At 66.8% G+C, this 26,192-nt stretch carries 23 protein-coding genes; 15 read left to right on the top strand and 8 right to left on the bottom strand.

Features of this window, described 5'->3' with window-relative positions:
* Positions 1-2 precede the first annotated feature (2 nt).
* From AC07O0_RS25375 to AC07O0_RS25335, 9 genes are all read left to right on the top strand, one after another.
* On the top strand, positions 3-1,007 hold the full coding sequence (locus AC07O0_RS25375) for a FecCD family ABC transporter permease (protein ID WP_494626852.1): 1,005 nt from the start codon (positions 3-5) through the stop codon (positions 1,005-1,007).
* On the top strand, positions 1,004-2,038 hold the full coding sequence (locus AC07O0_RS25370; protein WP_494626850.1) for a FecCD family ABC transporter permease: 1,035 nt from the start codon (positions 1,004-1,006) through the stop codon (positions 2,036-2,038). The genes AC07O0_RS25375 and AC07O0_RS25370 overlap by 4 nt, the downstream gene beginning before the upstream one ends.
* A gap of 362 nt (positions 2,039-2,400) precedes the next feature.
* The gene (locus tag AC07O0_RS25365) at positions 2,401-2,907 is read left to right on the top strand and encodes an RNA polymerase sigma factor (protein ID WP_494626923.1); all 507 of its coding nucleotides are present in this window, start codon (positions 2,401-2,403) and stop codon (positions 2,905-2,907) included.
* Between the two features lie 94 nt (positions 2,908-3,001).
* A complete protein-coding gene (locus AC07O0_RS25360) occupies positions 3,002-3,955 on the top strand; it encodes a FecR family protein (RefSeq protein ID WP_494626849.1) in 954 nt (317 codons plus the stop codon).
* 136 nt (positions 3,956-4,091) lie between these two features.
* Positions 4,092-6,479 (top strand): TonB-dependent siderophore receptor, encoded by a 2,388-nt coding sequence (locus tag AC07O0_RS25355; RefSeq protein WP_494626847.1) that lies wholly within the window; start codon positions 4,092-4,094, stop codon positions 6,477-6,479.
* 51 nt (positions 6,480-6,530) lie between these two features.
* Positions 6,531-7,373 carry an ABC transporter substrate-binding protein gene (locus AC07O0_RS25350; protein WP_494626846.1) on the top strand — a complete coding sequence of 281 codons (843 nt, stop codon included), beginning with the start codon at positions 6,531-6,533 and terminating at the stop codon, positions 7,371-7,373.
* On the top strand, positions 7,366-9,342 hold the full coding sequence (gene fhuB, locus AC07O0_RS25345; RefSeq protein WP_494626844.1) for a Fe(3+)-hydroxamate ABC transporter permease FhuB: 1,977 nt from the start codon (positions 7,366-7,368) through the stop codon (positions 9,340-9,342). The genes AC07O0_RS25350 and fhuB overlap by 8 nt, the downstream gene beginning before the upstream one ends.
* Positions 9,339-10,058, top strand: a complete 720-nt coding sequence (gene fhuF, locus AC07O0_RS25340; RefSeq protein ID WP_494626842.1) for a siderophore-iron reductase FhuF — start codon at positions 9,339-9,341, stop codon at positions 10,056-10,058. Before fhuB ends, fhuF begins: the two co-directional genes overlap by 4 nt.
* Positions 9,946-10,518: an ATP-binding cassette domain-containing protein gene (locus tag AC07O0_RS25335; protein WP_494626921.1), complete on the top strand. Its 573-nt coding sequence runs from the start codon at positions 9,946-9,948 to the stop codon at positions 10,516-10,518. Before fhuF ends, AC07O0_RS25335 begins: the two co-directional genes overlap by 113 nt.
* A gap of 6 nt (positions 10,519-10,524) precedes the next feature.
* Here the strand turns inward: AC07O0_RS25335 and AC07O0_RS25330 are convergent, their stop codons facing one another.
* The 8 genes from AC07O0_RS25330 to AC07O0_RS25295 all read right to left on the bottom strand — a co-directional run bounded on the left by AC07O0_RS25330 (position 10,525) and on the right by AC07O0_RS25295 (position 21,082).
* Positions 10,525-11,619: a lactonase family protein gene (locus AC07O0_RS25330; RefSeq protein ID WP_494626840.1), complete on the bottom strand. Its 1,095-nt coding sequence runs from the start codon at positions 11,617-11,619 to the stop codon at positions 10,525-10,527.
* Entirely contained in the window at positions 11,616-12,605 is a 990-nt protein-coding gene (locus tag AC07O0_RS25325; RefSeq protein WP_494626838.1) for a Bug family tripartite tricarboxylate transporter substrate binding protein, read from the bottom strand. The genes AC07O0_RS25330 and AC07O0_RS25325 overlap by 4 nt, the downstream gene beginning before the upstream one ends.
* 95 nt (positions 12,606-12,700) lie before the next feature.
* Positions 12,701-13,603: a GntR family transcriptional regulator gene (locus AC07O0_RS25320; RefSeq protein WP_494626836.1), complete on the bottom strand. Its 903-nt coding sequence runs from the start codon at positions 13,601-13,603 to the stop codon at positions 12,701-12,703.
* 73 nt (positions 13,604-13,676) lie between these two features.
* Positions 13,677-14,633, bottom strand: a complete 957-nt coding sequence (locus AC07O0_RS25315) for a Bug family tripartite tricarboxylate transporter substrate binding protein (RefSeq protein WP_494626834.1) — start codon at positions 14,631-14,633, stop codon at positions 13,677-13,679.
* Between the two features lie 49 nt (positions 14,634-14,682).
* Positions 14,683-17,328 (bottom strand): aconitate hydratase AcnA, encoded by a 2,646-nt coding sequence (gene acnA, locus AC07O0_RS25310; RefSeq protein ID WP_494626833.1) that lies wholly within the window; start codon positions 17,326-17,328, stop codon positions 14,683-14,685.
* A 237-nt stretch (positions 17,329-17,565) separates the two neighbouring features.
* Positions 17,566-19,098: a hypothetical protein gene (locus AC07O0_RS25305; protein WP_494626831.1), complete on the bottom strand. Its 1,533-nt coding sequence runs from the start codon at positions 19,096-19,098 to the stop codon at positions 17,566-17,568.
* A gap of 1 nt (position 19,099) precedes the next feature.
* Positions 19,100-19,849, bottom strand: a complete 750-nt coding sequence (locus AC07O0_RS25300) for an ABC transporter ATP-binding protein (protein ID WP_494626829.1) — start codon at positions 19,847-19,849, stop codon at positions 19,100-19,102.
* Between the two features lie 324 nt (positions 19,850-20,173).
* Complete coding sequence (locus AC07O0_RS25295; RefSeq protein ID WP_494626828.1) at positions 20,174-21,082, bottom strand: LysR family transcriptional regulator; 909 nt, start codon at positions 21,080-21,082, stop codon at positions 20,174-20,176.
* 137 nt (positions 21,083-21,219) lie between these two features.
* On the opposite strand from AC07O0_RS25295, the gene AC07O0_RS25290 reads away from it, so the two are divergent.
* Genes AC07O0_RS25290 through AC07O0_RS25265 form a run of 6 tightly spaced genes read left to right on the top strand, consistent with a single transcriptional unit; the run spans position 21,220 to position 26,098 of the window.
* The gene (locus AC07O0_RS25290) at positions 21,220-21,879 is read left to right on the top strand and encodes an RraA family protein (RefSeq protein ID WP_494626826.1); all 660 of its coding nucleotides are present in this window, start codon (positions 21,220-21,222) and stop codon (positions 21,877-21,879) included.
* A complete protein-coding gene (locus AC07O0_RS25285; RefSeq protein ID WP_494626825.1) occupies positions 21,876-23,096 on the top strand; it encodes an aspartate transaminase in 1,221 nt (406 codons plus the stop codon). The genes AC07O0_RS25290 and AC07O0_RS25285 overlap by 4 nt, the downstream gene beginning before the upstream one ends.
* Before the next feature lie 13 nt (positions 23,097-23,109).
* The gene (locus AC07O0_RS25280; RefSeq protein WP_494626823.1) at positions 23,110-23,922 is read left to right on the top strand and encodes an ABC transporter substrate-binding protein; all 813 of its coding nucleotides are present in this window, start codon (positions 23,110-23,112) and stop codon (positions 23,920-23,922) included.
* A 31-nt stretch (positions 23,923-23,953) separates the two neighbouring features.
* A complete protein-coding gene (locus AC07O0_RS25275; protein ID WP_494626822.1) occupies positions 23,954-24,652 on the top strand; it encodes an amino acid ABC transporter permease in 699 nt (232 codons plus the stop codon).
* Positions 24,652-25,362: an amino acid ABC transporter permease gene (locus tag AC07O0_RS25270; protein WP_494626820.1), complete on the top strand. Its 711-nt coding sequence runs from the start codon at positions 24,652-24,654 to the stop codon at positions 25,360-25,362. Before AC07O0_RS25275 ends, AC07O0_RS25270 begins: the two co-directional genes overlap by 1 nt.
* Before the next feature lie 7 nt (positions 25,363-25,369).
* On the top strand, positions 25,370-26,098 hold the full coding sequence (locus AC07O0_RS25265; protein WP_494626818.1) for an amino acid ABC transporter ATP-binding protein: 729 nt from the start codon (positions 25,370-25,372) through the stop codon (positions 26,096-26,098).
* Positions 26,099-26,192: the final 94 nt, after the last annotated feature.

The following is a 26,192-nucleotide window of genomic DNA, read 5'->3' as shown; positions in this document are numbered from 1 at the left end:
ATATGAGGCAACACCGGCGCCGGTGGTGGCTCGCCATCGGCATCATCGTGCTCGCCGTGCTGGCGCTGGCAAGTCTGGCGGTCGGGTCGCGGCCGATCCCGCCCGCCACCGTTCTCGCCGCTCTGCGGGCTTATGATCCCGGCAACGATCTGCATCTGGTCGTCTGGCAGTTGCGGGTGCCGCGGCTGATCACGGCGGTTCTCGCCGGCGCGGCGCTCGGCCTTGCCGGGGCAATCATGCAGGCGGTCACTCGCAATGCCCTGGCCGAGCCGGGCCTGCTCGGCATCAATGCCGGCGCTGCTGTCGCCGTCGTGCTCGGGGTCACCCTGCTCGGCCTGACGCGGCCCGCCCACTATGTCTGGCTCGCTGCGCTCGGAGCGGGCCTCGCCGGCGCCGCCGTGTTCCTGCTCGGGCGGGCGCATGAGACCGGGACCAATCCCGTCCGGCTCGTGCTCGCCGGCGCCGGGCTCTCGATCGTGCTTAGCGCGATCACCGGCATCATGGTGATCAACGCCTCACCCATTGCCTTCGACAATTTCCGCCATTGGGCGGCCGGCTCGGTCGAGGGAGCAAGCTTCGAAGCCTCACTCGTCCTGGCGGTCGGCGTTGCGGCGGGCTTTGCCGTGGCCTTGTCGATCGTCGGCGGTCTCAACGCCCTGGCTCTGGGCCAGGAGCTCGGCCAAGCGCTCGGAGCCGCGCCGCGTACGATCTGGCTGTTGGCCTGCCTGGCAGTGATGCTGCTGGCCGGTGTCGCCACGGCCGCTGCCGGGCCGATCGGGTTCGTCGGCCTGATCGCGCCGCATCTGGCGCGGGCGCTTGCCGGTCCTGACCATCGCTGGATCCTGCCTAGCTCGGCGCTCTTCGCCGCGCTCCTCCTGCTCGGCGCTGATCTGGTCGGGCGCGTCGTCGCGGCGCCTGCGGAGGTCGCCGTGGGAATTGTCGTCGCCCTTCTCGGTGGTCCCTTCTTCATTTTGGCAGTGCGCCGTTTTCGGGTGAGCCGGCCATGACCACGCGCGCAGAACCACTCAGGCTCGGCTCGTTCTCGCTGCACTGGCGGCCGCGCACCGTGCTGGTCTGCGCCCTTTTGACCGGCCTCGGTCTCGCGCTCGCCATCATCCTGCTCGGCACCGGCACGCTCGCCTTAGCGCCGGCCGAGGTCGTCGCCACCTTGCTCGGCCGCGGCGAAAACCCGATGGCCGAGCGCGTGATCTGGGGCTTGCGGCTACCGCGGGTCGTCACAGCCGCTTGCGTCGGTGCGGCGCTCGGCATGGCCGGCGCCATCTTCCAGTCGATCTCGCGCAATGCGCTGGGCTCGCCCGACATCATCGGCTTCACCACCGGAGCAGCGACCGGCGCGATCGTGCAGATCATCCTGTTCGGCGCCGATCCACTCGCCGTCGCGCTGGCGGCGGTGTTCTCGGGGATGGCGACCGCAGCGCTCGTCCTCCTGCTCGCGCTGAAAGGGCGCGTCACCGGCGGCTACCGGCTGGTAATGGTCGGGATCGGCGTCGGGGCAACCCTGTCTGGCGTCAACACTGTACTGTTGGTGGCAAGCGATCTCGACCGTTCGATCTCCGCCCAGATCTGGCTGGCGGGATCGCTTACGGCGCGTAGCTGGTCCCATGCCGTGCCGGCTGCGCTTGGCCTGACGCTGATCGCGCCGATCGCGCTGCTCTACGCCCGGCGCCTCGCCTTGCTCGAAATGGGCGACGACACCGCCAGCCAGCTCGGCGTTGCCGTCGAGCGCACCAGGCTTGCCATGGTGATGACGGGAGTCGGCCTGACCGCCATGGCCACGGCGGCGGCCGGGCCGATCGCCTTCATCGCCCTGGCGGGGCCGCAGCTCGCCCGCCGGCTGTGCCGCTCACCTGACGTGCCGTTGCTGCCCGGCGCGGCGATGGGCGCGGTCCTGCTGCTGGCGGCGGACCTGATCAGCCAGCGCGTCCCGTCCGGCCTCAACCTGCCGATCGGCCTGACGACCGGATTGCTTGGCGGGATTTATCTTCTCTGGCGGCTCACTCGCGATGAGAAAGTATAACGATAGCCACGGCACCTATGCCGGCACTTCGGCAGAATGCTCGCTGGAAGCCGCTCCCCTTACGCCGACGCTGAGGCGCCTCGTAAAGCAGACATGACGCGGCAGTTCGATTGGGCTGCGAGACAGGATGAGCGCTTCATCGCGTTTCCTAGGCGCCCAAGCAGTCTAGAAACTCTCTAAATCATTGCGATTGCGTCTCTTTTTTGAAGTCGCTATGCGTGCCGCACGCGGCGCGGGTTTCACATTGGCGTCGCTGGGTGAGCGTTTGCTCGATCGATATTGGGGCCCTCGCCCCGATCTCGACTGTTGGTTTTCGCGCGTGCATGCCGGCGAAGTGCATGAGCAGGGTGAGGTTCGCGCCGATGAATGCCGCTGCCTTCGAGAGATTGCACCGCGTGGAGCAAGGGCGCCTGCGGCGCTTCTTCATGCGCCGGCTGCGCAATCGAGAGGACGCCGCTGATGCGACGCAGGAGACCTTCGTGCGCCTGCTCGACATCGCGCCGCGCACGGTCATCGAGAATCCGCAGGCCTATCTCTTCCAGATCGCAAAATCGGTTGCGCGGGCAAGCGCGCAGCGGGCACGGCTCGACAATGCGCTGTTCCTCGTCGACGGACAGGTCGAGGATCATGCGGAAGAGGCTCCGGGCCCCGAGCGCGTCGTCCAGAGCAGGCAAGCGCTCCTGATGATGGCCAGGGCCATCGAGGCACTTCCGGCCCGCTGCCAGGAGGTGTTCATCCTGAGTCGCCTGCACGGCCTCGCCAATGGCGAGATTGCCAAGCTCCTGGGCATCTCGCGCAACATGGTCGAGAAGCACATCATCAAGGCGCTGCTGCGCTGCCGCGACATCCGTGCCGAGATTTTCTCCTGAAGCCAGGTCAGGAGCCGGCGGCTTCTGCGCTCTACCTCGGATAGAGGCGTTCGCCGAGGGCCGCGCCCTGGTTGATCGCTCGGCAGGAACAGGTATGGCGCAACGAGACGATCATTCGCAGGAAGAGCGTCGCAGCGAGGAGGCTGCCGGATGGGTCGCGCGCCTGCAGTCGAGCGACGCGACGGCCGCCGACCGCGACGGATTCGCCGCCTGGTGCGCCCGCGACCCGAAGAACGCCGAGGCCTATCGGGATCTCTCCTCGCTCTGGGGCGAGCTCAAGGAGGCTCCCGTTCCGAAGGATCGCCTGCGGAAGCTGCGCGCGGCCCGCCGTGCACGCCGCGCGGCAGGTCTTGGCGTGTTGCTGCTGGCGGCAGTAGGACTGGGTGTTTCGCAGACCGGATGGGTCGAGCGCCTCCAAGCCGATTACAGCACGGGCGTCGGCGAGATCCGGAGCGTCGCCTTGCCGGACGGGTCCCGTGCGGTCCTGAACACCGATACGGCGCTGCGCCTGCGCTTCGACAGCTCGCGCCGCCGGGTCGAACTCCTGCGCGGCGAAGCGTATTTCGAGGTCGCGCCGATGCCGACCCGCCCGTTCGTCGCGGCTGGCGAGACGCTCGAAGCCACGGCGCTCGGAACCCGCTTTGCGATGCAGCTCTCGCATGACGGCCGCGGGCCCGAGGTCGCGGTCGAAGAGGGACGTGTCGCCGTGCGCAGTCGTGAAGCGCAGGTCGAATTGAAGGCTGGTGACGAGGCGACGCTGGGCAGCGATGGCAAGCTTGTGCTCTCCCGTCCCGACGTCGCGGAGCAGGTCGCCTGGAAGGACGGCAAGCTGGTCTTCTCCGACAGGCCCTTGTCCGAGGTTCTGGCGACGCTCGGCCGCTACCGCAGGGGCCGCATCCTTGTCCTCGACGAGCGCGCCGCCCGCCAGCGCATCTCGGGCGTCTTCGACGTCTCCGACACCGACGAGGCCCTGGCGACGCTGGAGGCCAGCCTGCCGGTCAGCGTGACGCGGCTGACCGGGTTGATGGTGATCGTGCGGTCTCGCTGAAAAACTTCGTCGCCGAGGTCAGGAGGTTGCGAGCGCCAGGCTCTTACCCATCGGGACGGCGCGCAGACCGGCGCGCCCGGGGTGATGCAAGAGGGTCGTAATGGTGACGGGTGGCGCAGTGCGCAAGGCTACCAGAATGCTGCGGGCAGCGGCGATGGGCGTATCGCTGGCGGCAATGACGCTTGCTTCCACCGCTCCCGCTGCTGCGCAGCAGCGCCGGACGATCGCGATCTCGGTGCCGGCCGGCCCGCTTGAACAGGCGCTGCTCACGCTCGGCCGCCAGGCGGGTCTGCGCCTCGTCTTTCCGACGCCATTGACCAGGGGCAAGACCACGTCCGGGGTAGCAGGCGACATCACGCCGGAGGCGGCGGTCGCCACCCTTCTCGCCGGCACGGGCCTCACATACCGTTTCACGGCGCCGGGCAGCGTGACCATTGAACGCCCCGGCGTCGCTGCCGCCTATTCGCAGGCGGGCGGGGCGCTGTCGCTCGACACGATCGAGGTGCAAGGCGAGACGGCCTGGGGGCCGGTCAACGGCTATGTCGCGACGCGCAGCGCCAGCGGCAGCAAGACCGACACGCCGTTGCTCGAGACGCCGCAGTCGATCTCGATCGTCACCCGCGATCAGATCCGCAACACCGGATCGAAGTCGATCGCGGACTCGCTGAGCTACACCGCCGGCGTCACCTCGCAATCCTCGATCTTCACGCGCATCGCCGACGATTTCATGGTCCGCGGCTTCAACGTCGCCACCGGCAACTCCGGCAATCTGCGCGACGGCATGAAGCTGCAGTCCAATGTCTACGATGGCAGCCAGGAGCCTTACGGGCTCGAGCGCATCGAGGTGCTGAAGGGCGCGGCCTCGGTGCTCTACGGGCAGCTCACGCCTGGCGGCGCCATCAACGCGATCAGCAAGCGCCCGACGCCGACGCGCTTCGGCGAGGTTAATCTCGAATATGGCAGCTACAATCGGCGCCAACTCTCTGCCGACGTAGGTGGCCCGCTGACCGCGGACGGCCAGTTCTCCTACCGGCTCACCGGCCTGGTGCGGAAATCAGACACGCAGGTCGACCATGTCCGTGATGACAAGATCTACATCGCGCCGGCGCTGACGTGGACGCCGAGCGCAGCGACCTCGCTGACCTTGCTCGGCTATTACCAGCAGGTCCGGACGCGCTTCGCGCCGCCGATGCCCTATGCCAATACGCGCTTCAACCAGATCCCGCGAAACCTCTTCATCGGCGAGCCGAGCTTTGACCGCTATGACGGCGATCAATATGCGCTCGGCTACCTGTTCGAGCACAGCTTCAGCGACACTCTGAAGCTCAGGCACAATCTGCGCTATTTCCACGCCGATCTGGCCTGGGACTATCTGACCTTCGGCAGCCTCGCCGCCAATGGGCGCACGCTGAACCGCGGCGTCAGCAAACGCGACGAGACGTCGACCGGCTTCACCACCGACACCTCGCTGGAGGCCAAATTCGACACCGGCCCGATCAAGCACACGCTGATCGGCGGGCTCGACACCTACCGGCGCACCTACGACACGCACCGGCGCAACGGCACGGTCGGCCCGCTGCTCGACATCTACGCACCGGTCTACGGCACGACCTATCCGACGCTTGGCGCGGTCGACAACGGCACCGATAATCTCAGCAACCAATACGGCGTCTATCTGCAGGACCAGATCAAGATCGCCGACAAATGGGTGGTTGTCCTCGGCGGCCGGCATGACTGGGCGGACACCCGCATCCGCCGCTACGCCAACAACAGCATCGCGAAGTTCGACGACAGCGCCTTCACCGGCCGCGCCGGCCTCGTCTACCTCTTCGACAACGGCTTTGCGCCCTATGTCAGCTACAGCCAGTCCTTCGAGCCGCAGATCCAGACCGACAGGCTGGGCAACCCGTTCAAACCGACCGAGGGCGAGCAATACGAAGCCGGCATCCGCTACCAGCCGCCGGGCACCAACCTGCTGTTCAGCGCGGCGGTCTACGACCTCAAGCAGACGAACGCGCTGACGCCGGACCCGGTGGCGCCCTTCGCCTTCTCGGTCCAGACCGGCGAGGTGCGCTCGCGCGGCGTCGAGCTCGAGGCCAAGGCCAGCCTCGACCGGCTGAACCTCGTCGCCGCCTACTCCTATACCGACGCCCGGACAACGAAGAGCAATGACCCGGTTGCGCTCGGACAGCGGGTCGAGCTCGTGCCCTATCACTCCTTCGCGCTCTGGGCCGACTATGAGCTCTCCGGCATCGGCCTGCCGGGCCTCCGGCTCGGTGGCGGCGTGCGCTATCTCAGCGGCACCAACCTGATCGGCTTCGACTATGACGTACCGGGCCGGACCATCGTCGACGCGATGGTGAGCTATGATTTCGAGAAGCTCGCGCCGTCGCTGAAGGGCATGGTGCTGCAGGTCTCGGCCAAGAACCTGCTCGACAAGCAGTACATGACCTGCGCCGGCTCGACCGGCTGCCGCTATGGCGATCCGCGCACCGTCTCGGCCTCGCTCAGCTATCGTTGGTAAGCACGGGTGCTGTCACGGCGCAGGTTCCTGGCAGGCAGCGCGGTGGCATTCATGCCCGCCGCCGCCCTGGGGCGCGAGGGCGGCCCGCGCATCGTCTCGATGGACCTCTCCTTCACCGAGATCCTGCTCGCGCTGGGTGCGCGGCCGGCCGCCATCGCCAATGTGCCGCTCTACCAGCGGCTAGTCAGTGTTCCGACCGCTCCGGCCGATGCTGTCGACCTCGGCCCGCTGACCGAGCCGAACCTCGAATTGCTGCAATATCTGAAACCCGACCTCATCCTCGCGGCGTCCTGGCAAGCCTCGGCACTTCAGCCGCTCGAGCGCATCGCGCCTGTGACCTGGCTACCGACCTTCGCACGCGGCCAGGGTCCGCTCGACTTCACGCGCGACCTCCTTGCACGGATCGCCGGGCTCTCCGGTCGAGAGGCGCAGGCGGCAGCGCTGCAGCGCGAGGCCGATGCGGCACTGGCGACGGCGACGGAACGCCTGCGTGCTCATGCCGGCCGGCCGATCTATCTGCTTCGCTTCGCCGAGGACGGCCGGCGTACCGCGATCTTCGGCGCCGCCAGCATGGTCGGGGACGTGCTCGTCCGGACCGGCCTGCACAACGCCTTCACCGGGCGCGCCAATATCTGGGGCACGGCTTCGATCGGGATCGAGCGGCTGGTCGAGGCGCCGGAGGCGCTGATCGTCCATTTCGAGCGCGGCGCCGAGACGGTGCGCGCGATGAAACGGCTGGCCGAGAGCCCGATCTGGAACGCGCTACCGGCAGTGCGGAGCGGGCGTGTGCTCGGCATGCCCGTCATCTATCCGAATGGCGGCACCGTTTCGGTGATCCGCTTCGCACGGCAACTCGCTGACGTGCTCGCAGGAACGGTGGCGTCGCATGGCTGACATGAGCGCCGCGAGGCCGCCTTTGCTGGCCACGACGATGGCTGCCGTCGCGGCCGGCCTGTTCTGGCTCGCACTGGCGGGCACCATCGCGCCGGAACAGCGTTGGACGGCGCTATGGTCACCCGCAGCAGACGATCTACGTCAGCTCTTCGTGCACTACAGCATGCTGCCGCGCCTGATCGTCGGGCTCATCTGCGGGGGCGCGCTCGGGCTCGCCGGAGCGCTGCTCCAGCAGGTGCTGCGCAACCCCTTGGCCGAGCCGGGGACGCTGGGCGTCTTCGCCGGGGCCAAGCTCGCCTTGGCCGCAGCGACGCTCTGGACGCCCAATCTGTTCAACTATGGTTTCGAGGCCATCGCCGTCATCGGCGGGGCCGCGTCCATGGCGCTGGTCATGCTGCTCGCCTGGCGCCAGCGCTTCGATCCACTTGCGCTGATCCTCGCCGGCCTCGTCGTCACCATCTATCTTAGCGGTATCAACGCCATGCTGGCGCTGTTCCATCAGGAGGCGCTGCGCGATCTCTTCGTCTGGCAGGCCGGATCGCTGAACCAGAACAACTGGCTGGCCGTGCGGGCGCTGCTGCCGCCCGCCATGGTCGCTGCCGGGCTCGCCGCCCTGCTCGTGCGCCCGCTGACGGTTCTGGCGCTGCAGGACGACGTCGCGCGCGCCATGGGCCTGTCGCTGCCGCTAACCCGCCTCGCCGCCCTAACTCTCGCCGTTGTGCTCTCGGCACTCGTCGTCGCCCATGTCGGAGTGGTTGGCTTCATCGGCCTCGCCGGTCCGTTGCTGGCGCGGCTGACGGGTGCGCGGCGACTGGGTTCCCGCCTGGTCTGGAGCGCCATCTTCGGTGCGCTGCTGCTCAGCCTCGCCGACCAGGCTTTGCAGGTGTTGGGGCCCTCACTCGATCTGCCAGCCGGCACGATGACCTCGCTGATCGGCGCCGGCCTCTTGCTCTGGATGCTGCCGCGACTGCGCACCGGCCATGACCCGCGCACGCGAGGCGAGCCAGCCTCTACGCGACTCGGGCGGCCATGGCTGTTGCTGCTGTGTGCGCTACCAGTGCTCGCGCTGACCATCTGGATGGCGCTGTCGCTGGCGCGCGTGCCGGACGGGTGGCACTGGAGCAGCCTGCCCGAACTGCCGACCTATCTGCCATGGCGCGGAGCGCGCGTGACCGGCGCATTGGCGGCCGGTGCGCTCTTCGGCCTGGCTGGCACGCTGTTGCAGCGCCTGACCGGCAACGCCATGGCGAGTCCGGAACTGCTCGGCATCTCATCCGGTGCCACGCTCGGCCTGATCATGGTGCTCTTCATCGCGGCGCAGCCGACTGCGGCTCTGACCCTGGCGGCCGCGACCTCGGGCGCCTTGATCGTGCTCGCATTGATGCTCTGGCTCGGCCGGCGCTCGGCCCTCTCGCCGGAGCATGTTCTGCTGACCGGCGTGGCGCTGAGCACTCTGGTCGCGGCGCTGACGGCGACATTGCTGGCGACCGGCGATCCGCGCATGATCATCGTCCTCGGCTGGATGGCGGGGTCGACCTATCGGGTCACGCCCGAACAGGCGTTGATCGCCTGCGCGATCGGCGCATTCCTCCTTGCAAGCTCACCCCTGATCGCGCGCTGGCTGACCATCCTGCCATTGGGCGAAACGACCTCGCGCTCCGTCGGCATGCCGCTGACGGTTTCACGGCTCAGCGTCCTGCTGGCGACGGCGCTCGCCACGGCGACCGGAACCCTGATCATCGGACCGCTCAGCTTCGTCGGCCTGATGGCGCCCCATGCTGTCCGCCTGCTCGGCTTTCGTCAGCCGCTGCCGCAGCTCGTTGCGGCGGCGACCCTGGGGGCTGCGTTGATGGTGTTGGCCGATCTCGCTGGCCGCATCGTCGCTTTTCCCTGGCAGATCCCGGCCGGACTGGTCGCAACTTTCCTTGGCGGCAGCTATTTCATCGCGCTGATGTGGAGGCAGCGATGATTCCGGCTTTCGCCCCGCTCTTCAGCGGGGACCTTGCCGTCTATGGCGAGCGTTTCGCATTGGCGAGCGAAAGGCCGCCATCCTCGCCCGGCAGCGATCTCGTCGATGCCGAACGCCTTGCAGAACTCCTGTCCCGTTTCGGCAGCGGGCGCTATCCGGGGGCGGACCGGCGGGCGGTGGCCTCGCTCTGGGCCAAGCAGCATTTCGCGACGCTGCTGCCGCCATTCCTGGCGATCGCCTTGCTGGCCGAACACGAGGTCGATGTTGGCATCGATGCGATCGGCTGCACGTTTTCCGACGACTGCGTAACGCAATCGATCCATCTGCGCGACGCCGGCAAGCCCGCGATCCCGACGAACCCCTTCCAGCGCTTCCTCCCGTTGATGGACGGGCATCTTACTCCGGTGATCGCGGCTGTCGCAGCTGCAAGCGGTGTCTCCCGCAAGGTGCTCTGGAGCAATGCCGGCAACATGTTCGACTTTATCGTCAGGCGTATCGAGGGAGCGATCGGTCGCACGGCCCCGGTTGCGGATGCGCTGGCGCTGATGGCGGCAAGGCGCTTGCCTGACGGCCGGCCGAACCCGTTGTTCGACCCTGTCCGCTATCCCGACGAGGGGGACGGCCCGAAGCGGCTGCGGCGGGTCTGCTGCATCCGCTATCTCATCCCCGATCTCGGCTATTGCTCGACCTGCCCGCTGCCTGACGCAAGATCATGACTTCAAAGGATCGCCTCGCCACGCCGCAGCCGGGGTCGGCGAGCTGTTCGCGCTTGAGGCCGTCAGCTTCTCGATCACCGGGCGTCCTCTCCTCGCGCCGCTGGATCTGTCGCTGCCGGCGGGACGCATCATCAGCCTGATCGGCCACAACGGTTCCGGCAAGTCGACATTGGTCGAGCTGCTCGCCCGCCGGCAACCGGTCTCGTCGGGTGCAATCCATTATGAGGGCATGCCTCTGCGCGACTGGCGTGATCGCGCCTTTGCCCGCAAGGTCGCCTATCTCCCACAGCAGACGCCGGTGGTGGCAGGCATGCTGGCGCAGGAGCTCGTGACGCTCGGGCGCTATCCCTGGCGTGGCGCGCGCGGGCGCTTCGGAGGGATTGATCGGATCAAGGCTGCCGAAGCAATGGCGCTGACCGCGCCCAGCCCTAAAGCGCACCTTCGTCGCGGAGCGCAGTGATCAACGTCAGCGCAAGCGCAGCTGTACCGGCAGCGCTTTCCATACCACGCAGACGGGGCTGCGCACTTGCGCGATCTGAGCCGCTGGCTGGAGGGCGCCGACTTCACCGACCTCCAGCCGGGTCAATGCGTGGCTTTCCTCATTGGCGCAGACCACGGCCGAGGCATCCGGCGCAAGCGCGATGAAGCGGGGCGTGCGGCCGCAGGAGGGTGTGATGCCGTTCGGACTCAGGCGCCCTGAGTCTGGGTCGATCTCGAAACCCGCGAGGCTGTCGTGCCCCCGATTGGACGTGAAGAGATGGCGTCCGTCTGGCGTCAGCACGATGCCGGCCGCGCGGCTGAAGCCGAAGAAGCTGTCGGGTAGAGCGCTGACGCGCTGGATGGGGACAAGCCTGCTCTCATCGAAGGCGAAAGCGCTGATTGTCGAATCGAGCTCGTTGACGACATAGACATGGCGGCCGCCCGGCGAGCAGACCGCATGGCGCGCACCGCTGCCTTCGCGGTCCCCCGCCGGCTCGCCTGTGGCGCGCAGCCTGCCATCGCGCTCGATCGAGAAGATGAAGGTCGCGTCGAGCCCCTTGTCCGGGACGATCAGGTAGCGCTCGTCAGCACTCAGGATCAGCTGGTGCGGCTTGGCAAAAGCCTGCTCGACCCGATGGGGACCGGGCTTCCCGGCCAGCAGCACGATCTGTGCGATTGATCCGAGAGCGCCGTCGGGCGCGATTTCGATCGCGGCGACATTCGACGACAAGTGATTGGCCACATAGAGCTGCCGGCCGCTTGGTGACGCGACGAGATGAACCGGATTGTGCCCACCGCAGGGGACGCGATTGACAAGGCTCAGCCCACCCGTCGCCTCGTCGATGGCGAAGGCGCTCACCTCCGCCCCGTCGCCATGCACGGCGTAGAGATGCCGCCCTCCCCGGCCGAACGCCAGGAACGACGGATTGACGAGATCTCCCACCGTCTCGAGGTGGCGCCAGTGCCGGCCGCTGGCGTCGGTCGCGAAGATCGAGATGCCTTCGCCCGAGGCGCCGCGCTCGCGCGTCGTGCGCGAGCCGACATAGGCAAGATGAGTTTCCGGCGCCACCACGCGGCTCATTGCGCCTCGATACCGGCAGCGGCGACGATGTCCTTGAATTTCGCCGTCTCATCCCGCACGAACGCACCGAAGGCGGCAGCCGGCATCGGGCTCGGATAGCTGCCGAGTTCCGACAGCTTGGCGGCGATCTCCGGCTTCCCGAGGGCGTTGATCGCAGCGGCATGCAGCGCGCCCAGGATCGCCGGCGGCGTCTTGGCCGGGGCGAACAGGCCGAACCAGTTGACGACGTCGAACTTCGCCAGCCCGGGCGTCTCGGCCAAAGCCGGCACATTGGGCAGGCTCGGGATCCGCTCCTTCGATGTCACGCCGACGGCATGGAGCTGTCCGCTCTGCACGAAGGAGGCGACCGCGAGGTAGCTCGCGAAGGTCGCGGTGACGCTGCCGGCGAGGACGTCCGGAATCTGCTGCGCCGCGCCGCGATAGGCGACGTGCAGGAGCTGCGAACCCGCCATCTTGTTCATCAGCTCGCCGGCGAGATGCTGCGGATTGCCGACGCCGCTCGACGAATAGGTACCGTCCTTGGCTTGCGCCTTCGAGAACGCGATCAGCTGCGCCGCGCTCTTGTACGGGGAATCCCCTTTCACCACGAGGACATTGGGCACGCGCACAGCCAGCGTGATCGGCGCGAGATCGCGCTCCGGCACATAGCGCAGCCCCTTCTGGATATGAGGCGCCACGGCGATCTCGCCGGCCGAAGCCAGCAGGATCGTGTAGCCGTCTGGATCCGCCTTGACGGCCGTTTCGGCGCCGCGTGTTCCGCTGGCTCCCGGCAGGTTCTCGATGACGACGCCCTGCCCGAGCTCCTGCTTGAGAGCTTCGCCGAGAATGCGCGCGACCGTGTCCACGCCGCCCCCAGCCGCGAAAGGCACGATGAGGCGGATCGGCTTGGTCGGATAGCCCTGCGCCTGGGCAAGCCCACTTGCGAGGATGCCGGCTCCAGCCACCAGCAATCCCAATGCGGCTCGCCGCGCAATATCCAAGACCATGACCGATCCTCCCGATTGACTGATCAGTCAATTAGCATATTGATATCAATAAATGCAATCTAACTTCTCAGTGATCGCAATGAGGGCGCCTTTGCTCAGCGCGACAGGATTGGGCGAATGCGCGCCAGATTCTCGATCGTGTGCGCCAGATGAGCCCGCAGCCGGGCGGCAGCTTCGTCCTGATCGCGGCGCGCGAGGCTGTCGAGGATGGCGAGATGCTCCTCGCATTGGGCGCGGTAACGCTCGCGGTCCAGCATCGAGCGGTAGGAGAGCAGGCGGCGCACGCGATTGAGCCGCCTGATCGTATCGAGGAAGAACGGGTTGCCGCTCGCACCGACGATCGTTTCGTGGAAACGCACCCCGCGCTCGTGCAGCGCGTCGGCGGAGTCGGTCTCGATGGCGCCCGCGAGCAATCTCTCCTCGGCATGGCGGCAAGCTGCGATCTGCTCGGGCAGGAGCTCGTAGCCCGGCTCGAGCAAAGCTGCAGGCTCGAGAACGAGACGCAGCCGGTAGCTCTGCTCCAGGCTTTCGGGCGTGTTCAGGACCGGGAGAAAGGTCCAGCCATAGCCGGCGCGTCGTTCGGCCCAGCCCTCGGAACTGATGCGCGTCAGCACCGCCGTGAGCTCGGCACGCGTCAACCCGTAGCGCTCGCGCAGCTCGGCTTCGGTGATCCGGTCGGGCAGCGCGCCGCCGAGACGGTCTTCGGCGATCCGGAAATAGATCGCGTCGCGGCCGTCGGTGATCGCAAGCCCCAGATCTTCCGCGCTGGGGGGCTCGCTCTCGCCGACGAAATAACCGCGGTTGGGCTCATGGCGCAGCACGCCCTTGCCGGCGAGCAGCTGAAGGGCCTGGCCCACCGGGAAGCGCGAAACGCCGAGACGGGTCGCAAGATCCTGGGCGCGCAGATGCGTCCCGGCGGCGAGCCGCAACTCCCGGATCTCTCCGAGCAGTTTCGCCGCCAGCGTCTCTCCGAGGTCCTGCCTGCTCGCCCGTGCCACGATGCGCTCCCGTCGGCCTGCTGCGCAGCCCGCCGACGAGAGCATCTACCCGAGCCGGGCGGCGATTCGAAGCTTATTTGACGAGGCCGATCGAGCGCAGGACGTCGGCGACACGGACCTGCTCCTCCTTGAGGAAGGCGGCGAAAGGCTCGCCGGCGAGGTAGTAATCGTCCCAGCCGCGGACCTTCAGCACCTCGAGCCATTCCTTCGACTTGACCATCTTGTCGAAGACGGCGGTGAGGTCCTGCCGCTGCTGGGCCGAGAGGCCGGGCGCCGCCATCACGGCGCGCCAGTTGACGACCTCGACGTCCATGCCAAGCTCCTTCAGTGTCGGGACATCGGTGCCGTCGAGGCGCTTGCCGGAGGACAGGGCAATGGCCCGGAGCTTCCCTGCCTTGATCTGGCTCTCGAACTCGCCATAGCCCGAGACGCCGGCCGTCACGCGCCCACCGAGCATGGCGGCGAGTGCCTCGCCACCGCCAGAGAAGGCGACGTAATTGAGCTTGCCGGGATCGCTGCCGGCCGCTTTCGTCACGAGCGCGGCGAGGATGTGGTCGGCCCCGCCGGCCGATCCGCCAGCCCAGATGAAGCGCGAGGGATCGGCCTTGATAGCCGCAGCCACATCCTTGACCGTCCTGTGCGGCGAGTTCTCCGGCACGACGATGACCAGCGGATCGCCAGTCAGGCGTACCAGCGGCATGACCTGGTCGAGACTGACCGGCGCCTTGTTGGTCAGGATCGCCCCAACCATGGTGATGCCGTTGACCATCAGCTGCGAGGGATCGCCCTTCGAGCCGTTGATGAACTGGGCGAGGCCGACGGTGCCGCCCGCACCGGTGACGTTCTGCACCTGGACGCTCCTGGCGAGTCCGGTACCGGTCAGGACCTGCTGGATCGAGCGCGCAGCGGTGTCCCATCCTCCGCCCGGTCCGGCGGGAGCAATGATCTTGAGCTCGGACGGGGCCTGAGCCACGGCCGGAACCGCGATGATGGCAGCGGCGCAGGCGAGCAGAAGTCGACGGTCGATCATGGGGGTTTCCTCCGTTTGTGGTCTGGTTTGGTCGCGGCGCGAGGCCCTGTCAGGCGCGGCGGCGTTCCGCCGCATCGTCATCACCCGGCGGGCGATCTCTGTGATCGGGCAGGAAGCGGCGCAGGATCAGCGGCAGCATGCCGCCGGCGCGTAGCGTCTCGCATTCGAGGTCCGTCTCGACCGCGAGATGCATCGGAATCGACAGGCGTTCGCCGCCGGAGCGCAGGAGCGTGACCTGCGTGGCGAGGCGCGGCGCGAGCCATTCCTCGGGCACCGCGACCTCGATGCGGTCTCCGGGCCGGAGTGACAGACCGACACCTTGCGCAGCATCGTCGAAGGTGAGCGGCAGGATGCCCATGCCGATCAGGTTCGAGCGGTGGATGCGCTCGAAGCTCGCCGCGAGCACGGCGCGGACACCGAGCAGGCCGAGCCCCTTCGCCGCCCAGTCGCGCGAGGAGCCCGTGCCATAGCGCTCGCCTGCGACGATCACGATGGCTTCGCCAGCCGCATGATAGCGCTCCGCGGCGACCCAGAGCGGCAGGACCTCGCCGCTGGCTACGTGCCGGGTCGACCCCGGAGGCAGATCCGGCTCCAGCCGGTTGACCACAGTGCGGTTGGTGAACAGGCCGCGCAGCATGACCTCCCAATTGCCGCGCCGCGAGGCGTAGACGTTGAGGTCGCGCGGGTTCTCGCCATGCCCGGTCAGCCACCGGCCCGCCTCACTGGCAGCAGGCGTCTGCCCGGCGGGCGAGATGTGGTCGGTGGTGATGTCGTCACCGAGGACGAGGATCGGGTGGGCGCTGAACCGGCCGAGAGAAACCGGCGCGTCGGCGCGGGCGAAGGGAGGCCGACGCAGATAGGTCGACGACGGGTCCCAGGGGAATTGCGGCGTCGATGGCGCTTCGAGCCCGGCCCAGCTCACATCGGCCGAGGCGCGCGCGAAGGCTTCGCGGAAGTCGCGGCGGTCGAAGCCGGCAGCCAGGGCTGCATCGATCTCCTCGCCCGACGGCCAGAGCTCGGACAGATGGATCGCACGATCGCCGGCGCGGCCGATCGGCTCGCGTGCGAGGTCACGTGTCGCATCGCCAGCCAACGCATAGGCGACGACGAGCGGCGGCGAGGCGAGGAAACCCGCCTCGACCTGGGCATGGACGCGGCCGGGAAAGTTCCGATTGCCCGACAGGATCGCGACCGGAAGCGTCTCTCCCGCCGCGACCGCCTGCTCCATCACCGTCAGCAGTGGCCCGGAATTGCCGATGCAGGTGGTGCAGCCATAGCCGACAATCCCGAAGCCCAGAGCTTCGAGATCGTCGAGGAGACCGGAGCGGCGCAGGAAATGCTCGGCCGCCGGCGAGCCCGGCGCGAGCGAGGTCTTGACCCAGGGCGGCGGAACAAGGCCGAGCGCGCGGGCCTTGCGCGCCACCAGCCCCGCCGCGACGAGCAGGCGCGGATCGCTGGTGTTGGTGCAGCTGGTGATCGCGGCGATCGCGACCGGGTGCCTCGGCAAGGCCTCCGACAGTGTCGTCGGCTGCGGAAGCGCTGCCAGCGCCGCCGGCACGCTGGCGAGCGGCAGCCGGTCCTGTGGGCGGAAGGGGCCGGCAAGGCTCGTTTCGACCGTCCGTAGATCGAGCACGACGATGTCGGTGAAGCGCGGCTCGGCAGCCGGCTCGAACCAGAGCCCCTGCGCTCTTGCATAAGCTTCGACCAGCGCGACCGCCCGCTCGTCGCGGCCGGTCTCGCGCAGGAAGACGAGCGTGCGCTCGTCGATCGGGAAGAAGGCTGTGGACGCTCCGAATTCGGGCGTCATGTTCGCGACAACCGCGCGTTCGCCGGCCGACAGGGTCGAGACGCCCGGTCCGAAGAACTCGACGAAGGCGCCGGTCACCCCGCGCTCGCGCAGGAGCTGCGTGACGGTGAGCGCCAGATCCGTGGCGAGCACGCCCTCGCGCAGCCGGCCGTCCAGGCGCACGCCGATCACCTCGGGCAGCCGCATCATCACTGGCATGCCGAACATCACGCTCTCGGCTTCGAGCCCGCCCACGCCCCACGCCAGCACGCCGATCCCGTTGATCATGGGCGTATGGCTGTCGGTCCCGATCAGCGTATCGGGCGCGGCGACCGTACGGCCCTCGATCACAGTCGTGCCGACGACGGTCGCGAGCTGCTCAAGGTTGATCGTGTGCATGATGCCGGTGCCGGGGGGATTGACCCGCACCCCGCGCATCGCCTGCGTCGCCCATTTGAGAAAGCGGTAGCGCTCGCCGTTGCGGCGATATTCACGCTCCTTGTTGAGGTCGGCGGCACCCGGCACAGCGGAGACGTCGACACCGAGCGAATGATCGACCGAGACATCGACCGGCAGGACGGGACTGAGAGCCCGCGGATCGCCGCCGGCTTCGGCCAGCGCGTCGCGCATTCCGGCAATGTCGACCAGCGCCGGCGTACAAGTGGTGTCGTGCATCAGCACGCGCGAGGGCTGAAAGGCGATCTCGGCGCTGCTGCTGCCGACCTTCAGCCAGTCGCGGATCGCTGCAATGGCCGCATCACGCTCGACCGAAGAGGATGCATTTCGCGCGACATTCTCGACCAGGATGCGGAAGATGTGCGGCAGACGTCGATAGTCGGGCCCGAACAGGCCCGCGGCATCCGTTCGGACTGCCTCCTCGACTGAACTTATCGCTGTGAACTGAAGCATGATGCATTTTGCATATTCTGGATTGTAAATGCAATAACTGATATTGTTGCGACCGATTTCAACCAGTCGCCGTCGCGACCGCCGCCGAAGGGTCGTCCTTAGTGGTGATTTCGAAGGCTGCTTGCGCCCGGCAGTCGCAGCTGGCTACGAATTTGCTGAGTTTGCTAGGCCAACTCAAACGGCCGCCGAGCGCCAATAGCTGACATTGGGGCCTCACCCGGAAGCGGACATTCGCGCTTAGGCTGCTGCGCGTGGGCGCGCCGCATACAGCACGCCCATCGTTGCCACGGCCAGGAGCGAGCCCAGCATCGCCGCCAGGTAGTTGCCAGCCAGCAAGGGCCAGAGTCCGACCGCAACCATCGTCAAGGCCAGAAGCTCTATGAGCGTCACGGAGATGGGACTCTTCATGCGCCGCCTGATCATGCCGGTCCTCGCCAGTCTTGGTTGATGCCAGACGTTAATGAAAAAGCCGCAGGCGATGGCGCATGCAACACCGAGCAAACTGACCAGGCCGGCCCAGGCATCGAACATCAGCAAGAGCATCAACGGCGGTGCGGCGAACATGACTGCAAGCCAGGATACGGCGCCAAAACGGGCGCGCTCGCGTAAGCGGGGGTCCAGCGGTGCGGTCAAGGCAAGTTCGGCAGCTTCGTCTGCCGACATCGCGATCCAGGTCAGACCACCGGCGATCTGGCCACACAGAACGATCAGGACCGGCATGAGCGCCGAGGCATCGTCAGCTCCGCTCGCGACCCGATACACTGTCACGACGGCGATCGGGATCAGAAAAATGCATTGCATCAGGATCTGCGACAACAGCCACGGATCGCGTAGAATGATGCGCCGTTCCTTGAGCATCAGTACCGCCACTGGTGACGTTCCGAAGGATGCGCGACTACGCCTGGCGCGGGGTGGAACCGCAGACGTCGATCCTGCTGCGAGGGCCGCATTGCGCACAAAGCTCTCGGCAAGGCCGATGAACATCAGAACGGCCATCAGCGCAGCGCAGGCGACTACAGCCAAGAGGGCCACAACATCGCCCGTCATGGCGCGGGCAGGCAGCATCGCCAATTGCCAGACAACAGATTGAGAGTTGGCAACATAGTCCGCAACGAAGGCGTCCTTTGGACCTGGCCCAAAGATCGCGTCCCACTGCACCATCACAAGCACCAGCAGACCGGCCAGCGCTGCAGCCACCTGCGCCGCAACGCGCGTGCTGCGGATACCGATAAGGCGAACCAGGCCCATTGCCAGTCCGATCGCGATGGCCGTTGCGCTGAGCGCAAGGGCAAGGATCAGGGGCAGGCCAGCCAACCAATGAGGTCCGCGCTGCACCGCCAGCAGGATCAGCATCGGAGCGCCATAAAGACCGGCTTTTGTCAGCGTGAAACCAAAGACGTTGAGAGCCCTGACCAGCAGCACCGTTTGCGGAGGCAGGGGCGCGGAGAACATCAGTTCATAGTCGCCGCGCGCGTAGAGCGCATAGGCGGCGGAATCGAGCGCGGCTGAGATCATGAGGACGAACAGGAAGGCAAGATTGATCGTCAATGTGATCTGAAAGCGTGGATCGGCAGGGTCCAGTTCGCCGGCCGTCATCAGCAGAAGTTGCGACACGCCGAAAATGATCGTGCAGACCACAGCCAACACGCCCGCGATGCGCCAGGGACGCATTGCCGTTTTCGGGCCTGCCATATCGGCAATGCCGCGCAATGCCAGACGGGCCTCGAGCGCCAGCACGGCGCGGGATGCACCGGACACGAGGGCCTTCATCTCAGGCGGCCTCTTCGCGCGCGACGACATCGAGGAAAACATCTTCAAGGGTAGAACCCTGGGAGGCGCCGGCATTGCGCAGTTCGGCCATCGTGCCCTCGCAGACCAGCCTGCCATTGCGGATGATGCCAATGCGGTCACTGAGCCGTTCAGCGACTTCGAGGATATGCGTGGTGAGGATCACCGCCACGCCGGTTGCGACACGTTGCTGAAGCAGTTCCTTCACGTGGCGCGCCATCGACGCATCGAGGCCCGTCAGCGGCTCGTCAAGGATCAGCAACTCGGGTTCGTGAATCAACGCGCCAGCAAGAGCAACCTTTTGGCGCATACCCTTGGAAAAGCCCTCGCAGCGCTGATCTGCCACGCGGGTAAGGTCGAGGGTCTCGAGCAGGGCGTCGCGGCGGCGCTTTGCGGCCGTTGGCTCAACTTGCCAAAGGCCGGCGACAAAATCGAGATACTCGACAGGCGTGAGCTTGTCATAAACCATCGGTTCATCTGGGAGCCACGCCACCACACGTTTTGCCGCAACCGGATCACGGAGGCGGTTGATCCCGCAAATGCTGATCTCGCCCACGTCCGGAGAGAGCAGCCCCGCGACAATCCTGAGCGAGGTGGTCTTGCCCGCCCCGTTCGGCCCCAGCAATGCGTAGAGCTCGCCGCGCCGTACATTGAGATCAAGGCCGTTGACAGCCGTGAAGCTGCCAAAGCGCTTCACCAGACCGCGAACAACCAGCGCATCATGGCCATTCATTCGACCGCTCCCATCATTCTGGGGTGCTATGCGGCATCGCTGGTGACGTTCAGGTTAAACACCTTCCACAGCTAGAGCTGGCGCGGTTCGTCTGAACAGTTCGCGGGCTTGGCCTGCTGCGGGTTTCGTGGACACCGAGATTAGGTGTTTTATGAAGCTGGAGGTGCTCCTTTCAGCCAAAGTCCGCGGCGGCGTAGCGCCACAAGCCGACATTGGCACGGTGCTGGAAAGCGGCATTCGTTCAGGAGCTGCGTGGTGTTGGTGTCCGACTTGGACCGAAATTTCCCAGTCGCAGGCAAGCCGTTAAGGCATCCGCTTCAACCCTCAATCGCGCGGCAAACTCCGGGCGGTAAAATCGCAGGATTGCTGCGCAATGGCGGCGACGCGCGCGGCGAGCGGCGAGATGTCGCCCTTGCGATGCACCGCGTAGTAGCGCAGCGGCGGGATCGGCGGCTCGGTCCTGATGACGCGCAGGTAGCCGCGGGCGAGCTCCGGGCCGAAATAGCTTGCGGTCAGGAAGGTGACGCCCAGCCCGGCGGCGGCGAGGCCGGCCAGCACGTTCAGACTGTTGCACTGGACGACGCGGTTGATCTCGAGCCCGTTGGCAAGCGCCCAGTCGAGCACCAGCTTCTGCAGGCCCGAGCCTTGCGTCTGGGTCAGGATCGGATATTTCGCCATTTCGCCCAGTGGGATCAGGTTCTCCTCCGGGCCGAAGCCCGGCGCTGACACCCATTCGAGCTGAACGCTGTCGAGCGGGAGGTTGGCGAACTCGAAGCGTTGCGGTGGGTCGAGGCCGATGACGAGGTCGAGCTCGTTGGCCGCCAGCTTGCCGAACAGGTCGACGCTGGCCGCGACCTCCGGCACCGGCACGACATTGGGATAGTCGCGTTTCATCGCGACGATCAGCTTGGGCAGCCAGGTCAGGGCGACGAGCTCGGTCGCGCCGAAGCGGAATGGACCCGCGAAGGTTGCCGCGCCGCCCGCCGCTTCGCGGAAGCGTGGTTCCAGCGCGAGCATCTCGGCGGCGATCGGCAGGCTCGCCTCGCCGGCCCGCGTCAGGCGCAGGGCGTGGCTCGTGCGGTCGAAGAGCGGCCCGCCGATCACCGTTTCGAGCTCGATGATCCGCTTCGAGACCGTCGATTGCGCCAGGTGAAGGTGCCTTGACGCCTCGGTGAAACCGCCCAGCCTGGCAGTCCAGTAGAACGCTTCGATCTGTCTCAGGCTCGCCGGCACCGCATCACCCCTGCCCTGTTTGCTATCGCCCAAAGAGATGAAGAAAAGCGATGGCCAGCGAGAAATATATTCGCTTTCTGTCATCGATGCCATGTCACATAATTTTCGTAACGAAACTTTCGGGGACAGAATCTTTCATGCCGCTGATCGGCCACCGTACCAATCCGAACAGCCCCTCTGTCCCGGTGGCGATCCTCGATGGCTTCCGAAGCGCCCCGGTCTCGATCATCTCCGACGTGATGAACCGGCTGCACGGGACAAGGGCGCTGCGGCCCTATCACCGCTCCGGCCGGCTCATCGGCACGGCTGTGACGGTGAAGACCAGGCCCGGCGACAACCAGACCCTGCATCGTGCCTATGAGCTGCTGCGCCCTGGCGACGTCCTTGTCGTCGATGGCGGTGGCGACCTGACCCAGGCGCTGGTCGGCGAGATCATGATGAGCCGGGCGCGGGCGATGGGCGTCGCCGGCTTCGTCATCGACGGCGCGATCCGCGATGTCGATGCGTTCCAGCAGGCGAATTTTCCCTGCTATGCCCGCGGCGTGACGCATCGCGGCCCGTACAAGAGCGGGCCGGGCGAGATCAACGTCCCGGTCTCGATCGACGGCATGGTGGTGATGCCGGGCGACGTCGTGGTCGGCGATGCCGACGGCGTCGTCGTCTTCGACCGCACCGACGCTGCCGAGCTCCTCGAGTTGGTGCGCCAGCAGGAAGAGCGCGAGGCGAATGCGCTCGCCGCGATCGCGGAGGGCAAAGTCGACAGCTTCTACATGAACGCCGGAAAGGCTGCGTCGTGACCGCCTCCGCAATCCCTCTCTCTGCCCGCGTCAGCCGGATCAAGCCCTCGCCCAGCATGATGGCGCGCCTGCGCGCCCAGGAGCTGAAGGCGCAAGGCCGCGACATCATCGACCTCACCACCGGCGAGCCCGATTTCGACACGCCCGTGCACATCCAGCAGGCGACGACGGCCGCGATGGCCGCCGGCGAGACCCGCTACGCACCGGTCAACGGCACGCTGCGCCTGCGCAAGGCGATCATCGCCAAATTCGCGCGCGAGAATGGCGTGACCTATGCCGCCGACGAGATCGTCGTCGGTAGTGGCGCCAAGCAGGTAATCTTCAACGCTCTCGCGGCAACCGTCGGCGAAGGCGACGAGGTCATCGTTCCCGCGCCCTATTGGGTGTCCTATCCCGACATGGTGCTGGCCTGCGACGGCACGCCGGTCATCGTCGCCTGCGGCGAGAACGCCGGCTTCAAGCTCACCGCCGAGGCGCTCGAAGCGGCGATCACGCCGCGTACGCGCTGGCTGATCCTGAACACGCCCTCGAACCCGACCGGCGCCTTCTATTCCGCCGCGGAGATGACGGCGCTGACCGAGGTGCTGAAGCGCCATCCGCAGGTCGCGCTGATGACCGACGACATCTACGAGCATATCCGCTTCGACGGTGGCGAGCCGGTCTGCCCGATGGCGCTCGCGCCGGAGCTGCGTGAGCGCACCTTGCTCGTCAACGGCGTCTCCAAGACCTATGCGATGACCGGCTTCCGCATCGGCTATGGCGCCGGACCGAAGGCGCTGGTCAAGGCGATCAACGTCATCCAGTCGCAGACGACCTCGGGCGCCGCCTCGATGTGCATGGCGGCGGCCGCAGCGGCTCTCGAAGGCGACCAGAGTTTCGTCGGCGAGGCGCGCACCGCCTATCGCCAGCGGCGCGACCGCGCAGTCGAATTGCTCGACGCCATCGACGGGATGAGCTGCCTCAAGCCCGACGGCGCCTTCTATGTCTATCCGAGCTGCGCCGGGCTGATCGGCAGGCGCCGGCCGGATGGGCGGGTGCTCGAGAGCGACCTCGACGTCGCCCTCTATTTTCTCGAGGAGGCCGGCGTCGCCGTTCTCGATGGTTCGGCCTACGGGCTCTCGCCCTATCTGCGCCTGTCGATCGCGACCTCACCGGAAGCTATCGACGAGGCCTGCGCCCGCATCAGACGGGCGAGCGAAGCACTGCAACGATCATAAAAAGGGGATGACGATGAAGCTCTTTTCGGTTCTCGGCCTTGCGGCCGCCCTCGCCGCCGGCATCTCTGGCACCGCCCAGGCAGACCAGCTCGCCGACATCAAGGCGCGCGGCAAGCTGATCTGCGGCACGCTCGGCACCGCCGAGCCGTTCTCCTTCCAGCACCCGCAGACCCGACAGATCGTCGGCTACGACGTCGACATCTGCCAGAAGGTCGCCGACGCGCTCGGCGTTTCGCTGGAGCTCAAGGGCATCGCGGTCGAGGCGCGCATCCCTGAGCTGCTGCAGGGCCGCGTCGACATCCTCGCCGCCAATCTCGGCTATACGCCGGAGCGCGCCCAGCAGATCGACTTCTCCCATTCCTATTTCGTCAGCCAGCAGAAGCTGCTGACGACCAAGGACTCCGGCATCACGACGCTGGAGGGGCTGGCCGGCAAGAAGGTCACCGCGATCAAGGGCTCGTCCTCCGAGCAGGGCGTGCGCCGGCTGATCCCGACGGCGGAGACCGTGACCTTCCAGGACACCTCCTCGGCCTTCCTGGCGCTGGCGCAGGACAAGGTCGACGCCTTCTGCGGCTCCGAGCTCATCCTGGTGAAGCTCGCCAAGCAATCGAAGGTGCCGATGCTGGTGATCGAGAAGTCGCTCTTCGTCGAGCCCTGGGGCCTCGGCCTGCGCAAGGGCGAGGTTGCCTTCAAGGAGCAGGTCAACGGCGTCCTGACCAAGCTCGTCAGCTCTGGCGAGATCGACACGATCTTCAACAAGTGGCTGGGCGAAGGCACCGCCTTCAACATCAAGCGCGACTACAAGGTCGAAGAGATCAAGAGCTGATCGCCTGACTTAGAACCGGGGGAGCCGGTCGATGGGCTACGTCTTCGATCTCGGCAGCGTGCTGAGCGGGAAATATCTCGACTGGTTCCTGATCGGCATCGCCACCACGTTGGCGCTGACGGCGGTCGCCTGGTGCCTCGCCATGGCGATGGGGATCATCCTGACGCTGGTCCGGATGATCCCGTTCCCGCCGCTCGGCTGGTTCGTGGCGCTCTATGTCGAGTACCACCGCAACGTGCCGCTGCTGGTCCAGATCTTCGTCTGGTATTTCGGCGTGCCCTCGCTGCTGCCGCGTCCGGCCCGGCAATGGATCAACGCCCATCACGGCGAGTTCCTGCTGGCGGCGATCGCGCTCGGTCTCGCCGCGGCCGCCTACGTCGCGGAAGACATCCGCAGCGGCATCCGTTCGATCCCGAAGGCGCAGTACGAGGCCGCCCGTTCGATCGGCTTCGGCTATCTCGGAGCCATGGGCTACATCGTGCTGCCGCAGGCGATGCGCATCGCCGTGCCGCCACTGATCAACCAGACCCTGCTGCTGTTCAAGAACACCAGTCTCGCCATGGCGATCGGCGTCGGCGAGCTGACCTACCGGACGCGTGAGGTCGAGAGCTACACCTTCAAGACCTTCGAGGCCTTCGCGGTCGCCACCGCGATCTACCTCACCATCTCCTTCGGCATCATGGCGCTCGGCAGCTGGTCCGGCCAGCGCCTCAAGCTCGAGACGCGCTGATGCTCGAAATCCTCGAAAACAACTGGCTGCTCTTCCTGGTCGGACAGTATCCGCACGGGCCGATCGGCGGGCTCGCCATGACGCTGTTCATGGCTGCGCTCTCGCTGGCGCTGTGCTTTCCCTTCGCGATCGGCCTGGCGCTTGCCCGCCTCAGCCCCTATCGCTGGCTGCGCCTGCCGGCCACCGCGATCGTGCACACGGTGCGCGGCCTGCCGCTGATCATGTTCATCTTCTGGACCTATTTCTTCTCGCCGCTGATCATCGGCCGGGCGGTCGGCGGGGTCGAGACGCTGGTGATCGCGCTCGTCGTCTACGAAGCCGCCTATCTCTCCGAGATCATCCGAGCCGGCATCGAGGGCCTGCCCAAGGGCCAGACTGAGGCGGCGACCTCGCTCGGCCTGCGCTACTGGCCGACGACGATCAAAATCGTGCTGCCGCAGGCGCTGCACAACATGCTGCCGAGCATGGTCAGCCAGTTCGTCTCGACCATCAAGGAGACCTCGCTCGGCTACGTCATCAGCGCCCATGAGCTGACCTTCGCGGCAGCCCAGGTCAACAATGTCCTGCTGACCCAGCCTTTCGAGGTCTATGGCATCCTGGCGCTGACCTATTTCGCGCTCTGCTTTGCGCTGACCTCGCTGGCGCGGCTGATCGAACGGCGCATCTCAGCTGGCCGTGGCGGCGCGCCCGGTGTCCTGGTCGCGGCATGAGGCAGCGATGATCCGCTTCGAGAACGTCGACAAATGGTTCGGGCCGCTGCAGGTGCTCGCGGATGTCTCCGGCGAGGTCCGGCGCGGCGAGGTCAAGGTGCTGGTCGGCCCGTCCGGCTCGGGCAAGTCGACCCTGATCCGCACCGTGACACGTCTGGAGCGCATCCAGGCCGGGCGGGTGCTGGTCGATGGCGCCGACATCGCCGCCCGCGGCCTCGACATCAACCGGCTGCGCCAGCGCGTCGGCTTCGTCTTCCAGGCCTACAACCTGTTCCCGCATCTCACGGCGATCGGCAACATCACGCTTGGCCTGACCAAGTTACGGGGCATGCCCAAGGCGGCGGCACGTGAACGCGCCATGGAGGAGCTCGCCCGCGTCGGCCTGACCGAGAAGGCGAACGAAATGCCCGGCATGCTCTCCGGCGGCCAGCGCCAGCGCGTCGCCATCGCCCGCTCGCTGGCGATGGACCCGCAGGTGATGCTGTTCGACGAGCCGACTTCGGCGCTCGATCCTGAAATGGTCGGCGAGGTGCTGGCCGCGATGAAGCGGCTCGCGGCCGGCGGCATGACCATGATCTGCGTCACGCATGAGATCGGCTTTGCCCGCGAGGTCGCGGACGAGATCTGGTTCATGGAGGCCGGCAAGCTGGCTGAGCGCGGTAGCCCGGCCGAACTCGCCGGCGGCGCGACCACTTCACGGCTGGGAGCATTCATGCAGAAGGCCGGCCTGAGCTGAGACCGGCCGACCGTAACCGCTGCAAGCTTGGTGGGAGGGCGCTGAGCCGTGCCACCGTCTCGTTCAGCCGAAGCGGCGGGCTTGCCTTGCATGG

The organism is Allobosea sp. GW821-FHT10B12 (assembly GCF_059415545.1).
The sequence above is the reverse complement of the archived record's forward strand: the minus strand, read 5'-3'. Positions and strand labels throughout refer to the sequence as shown.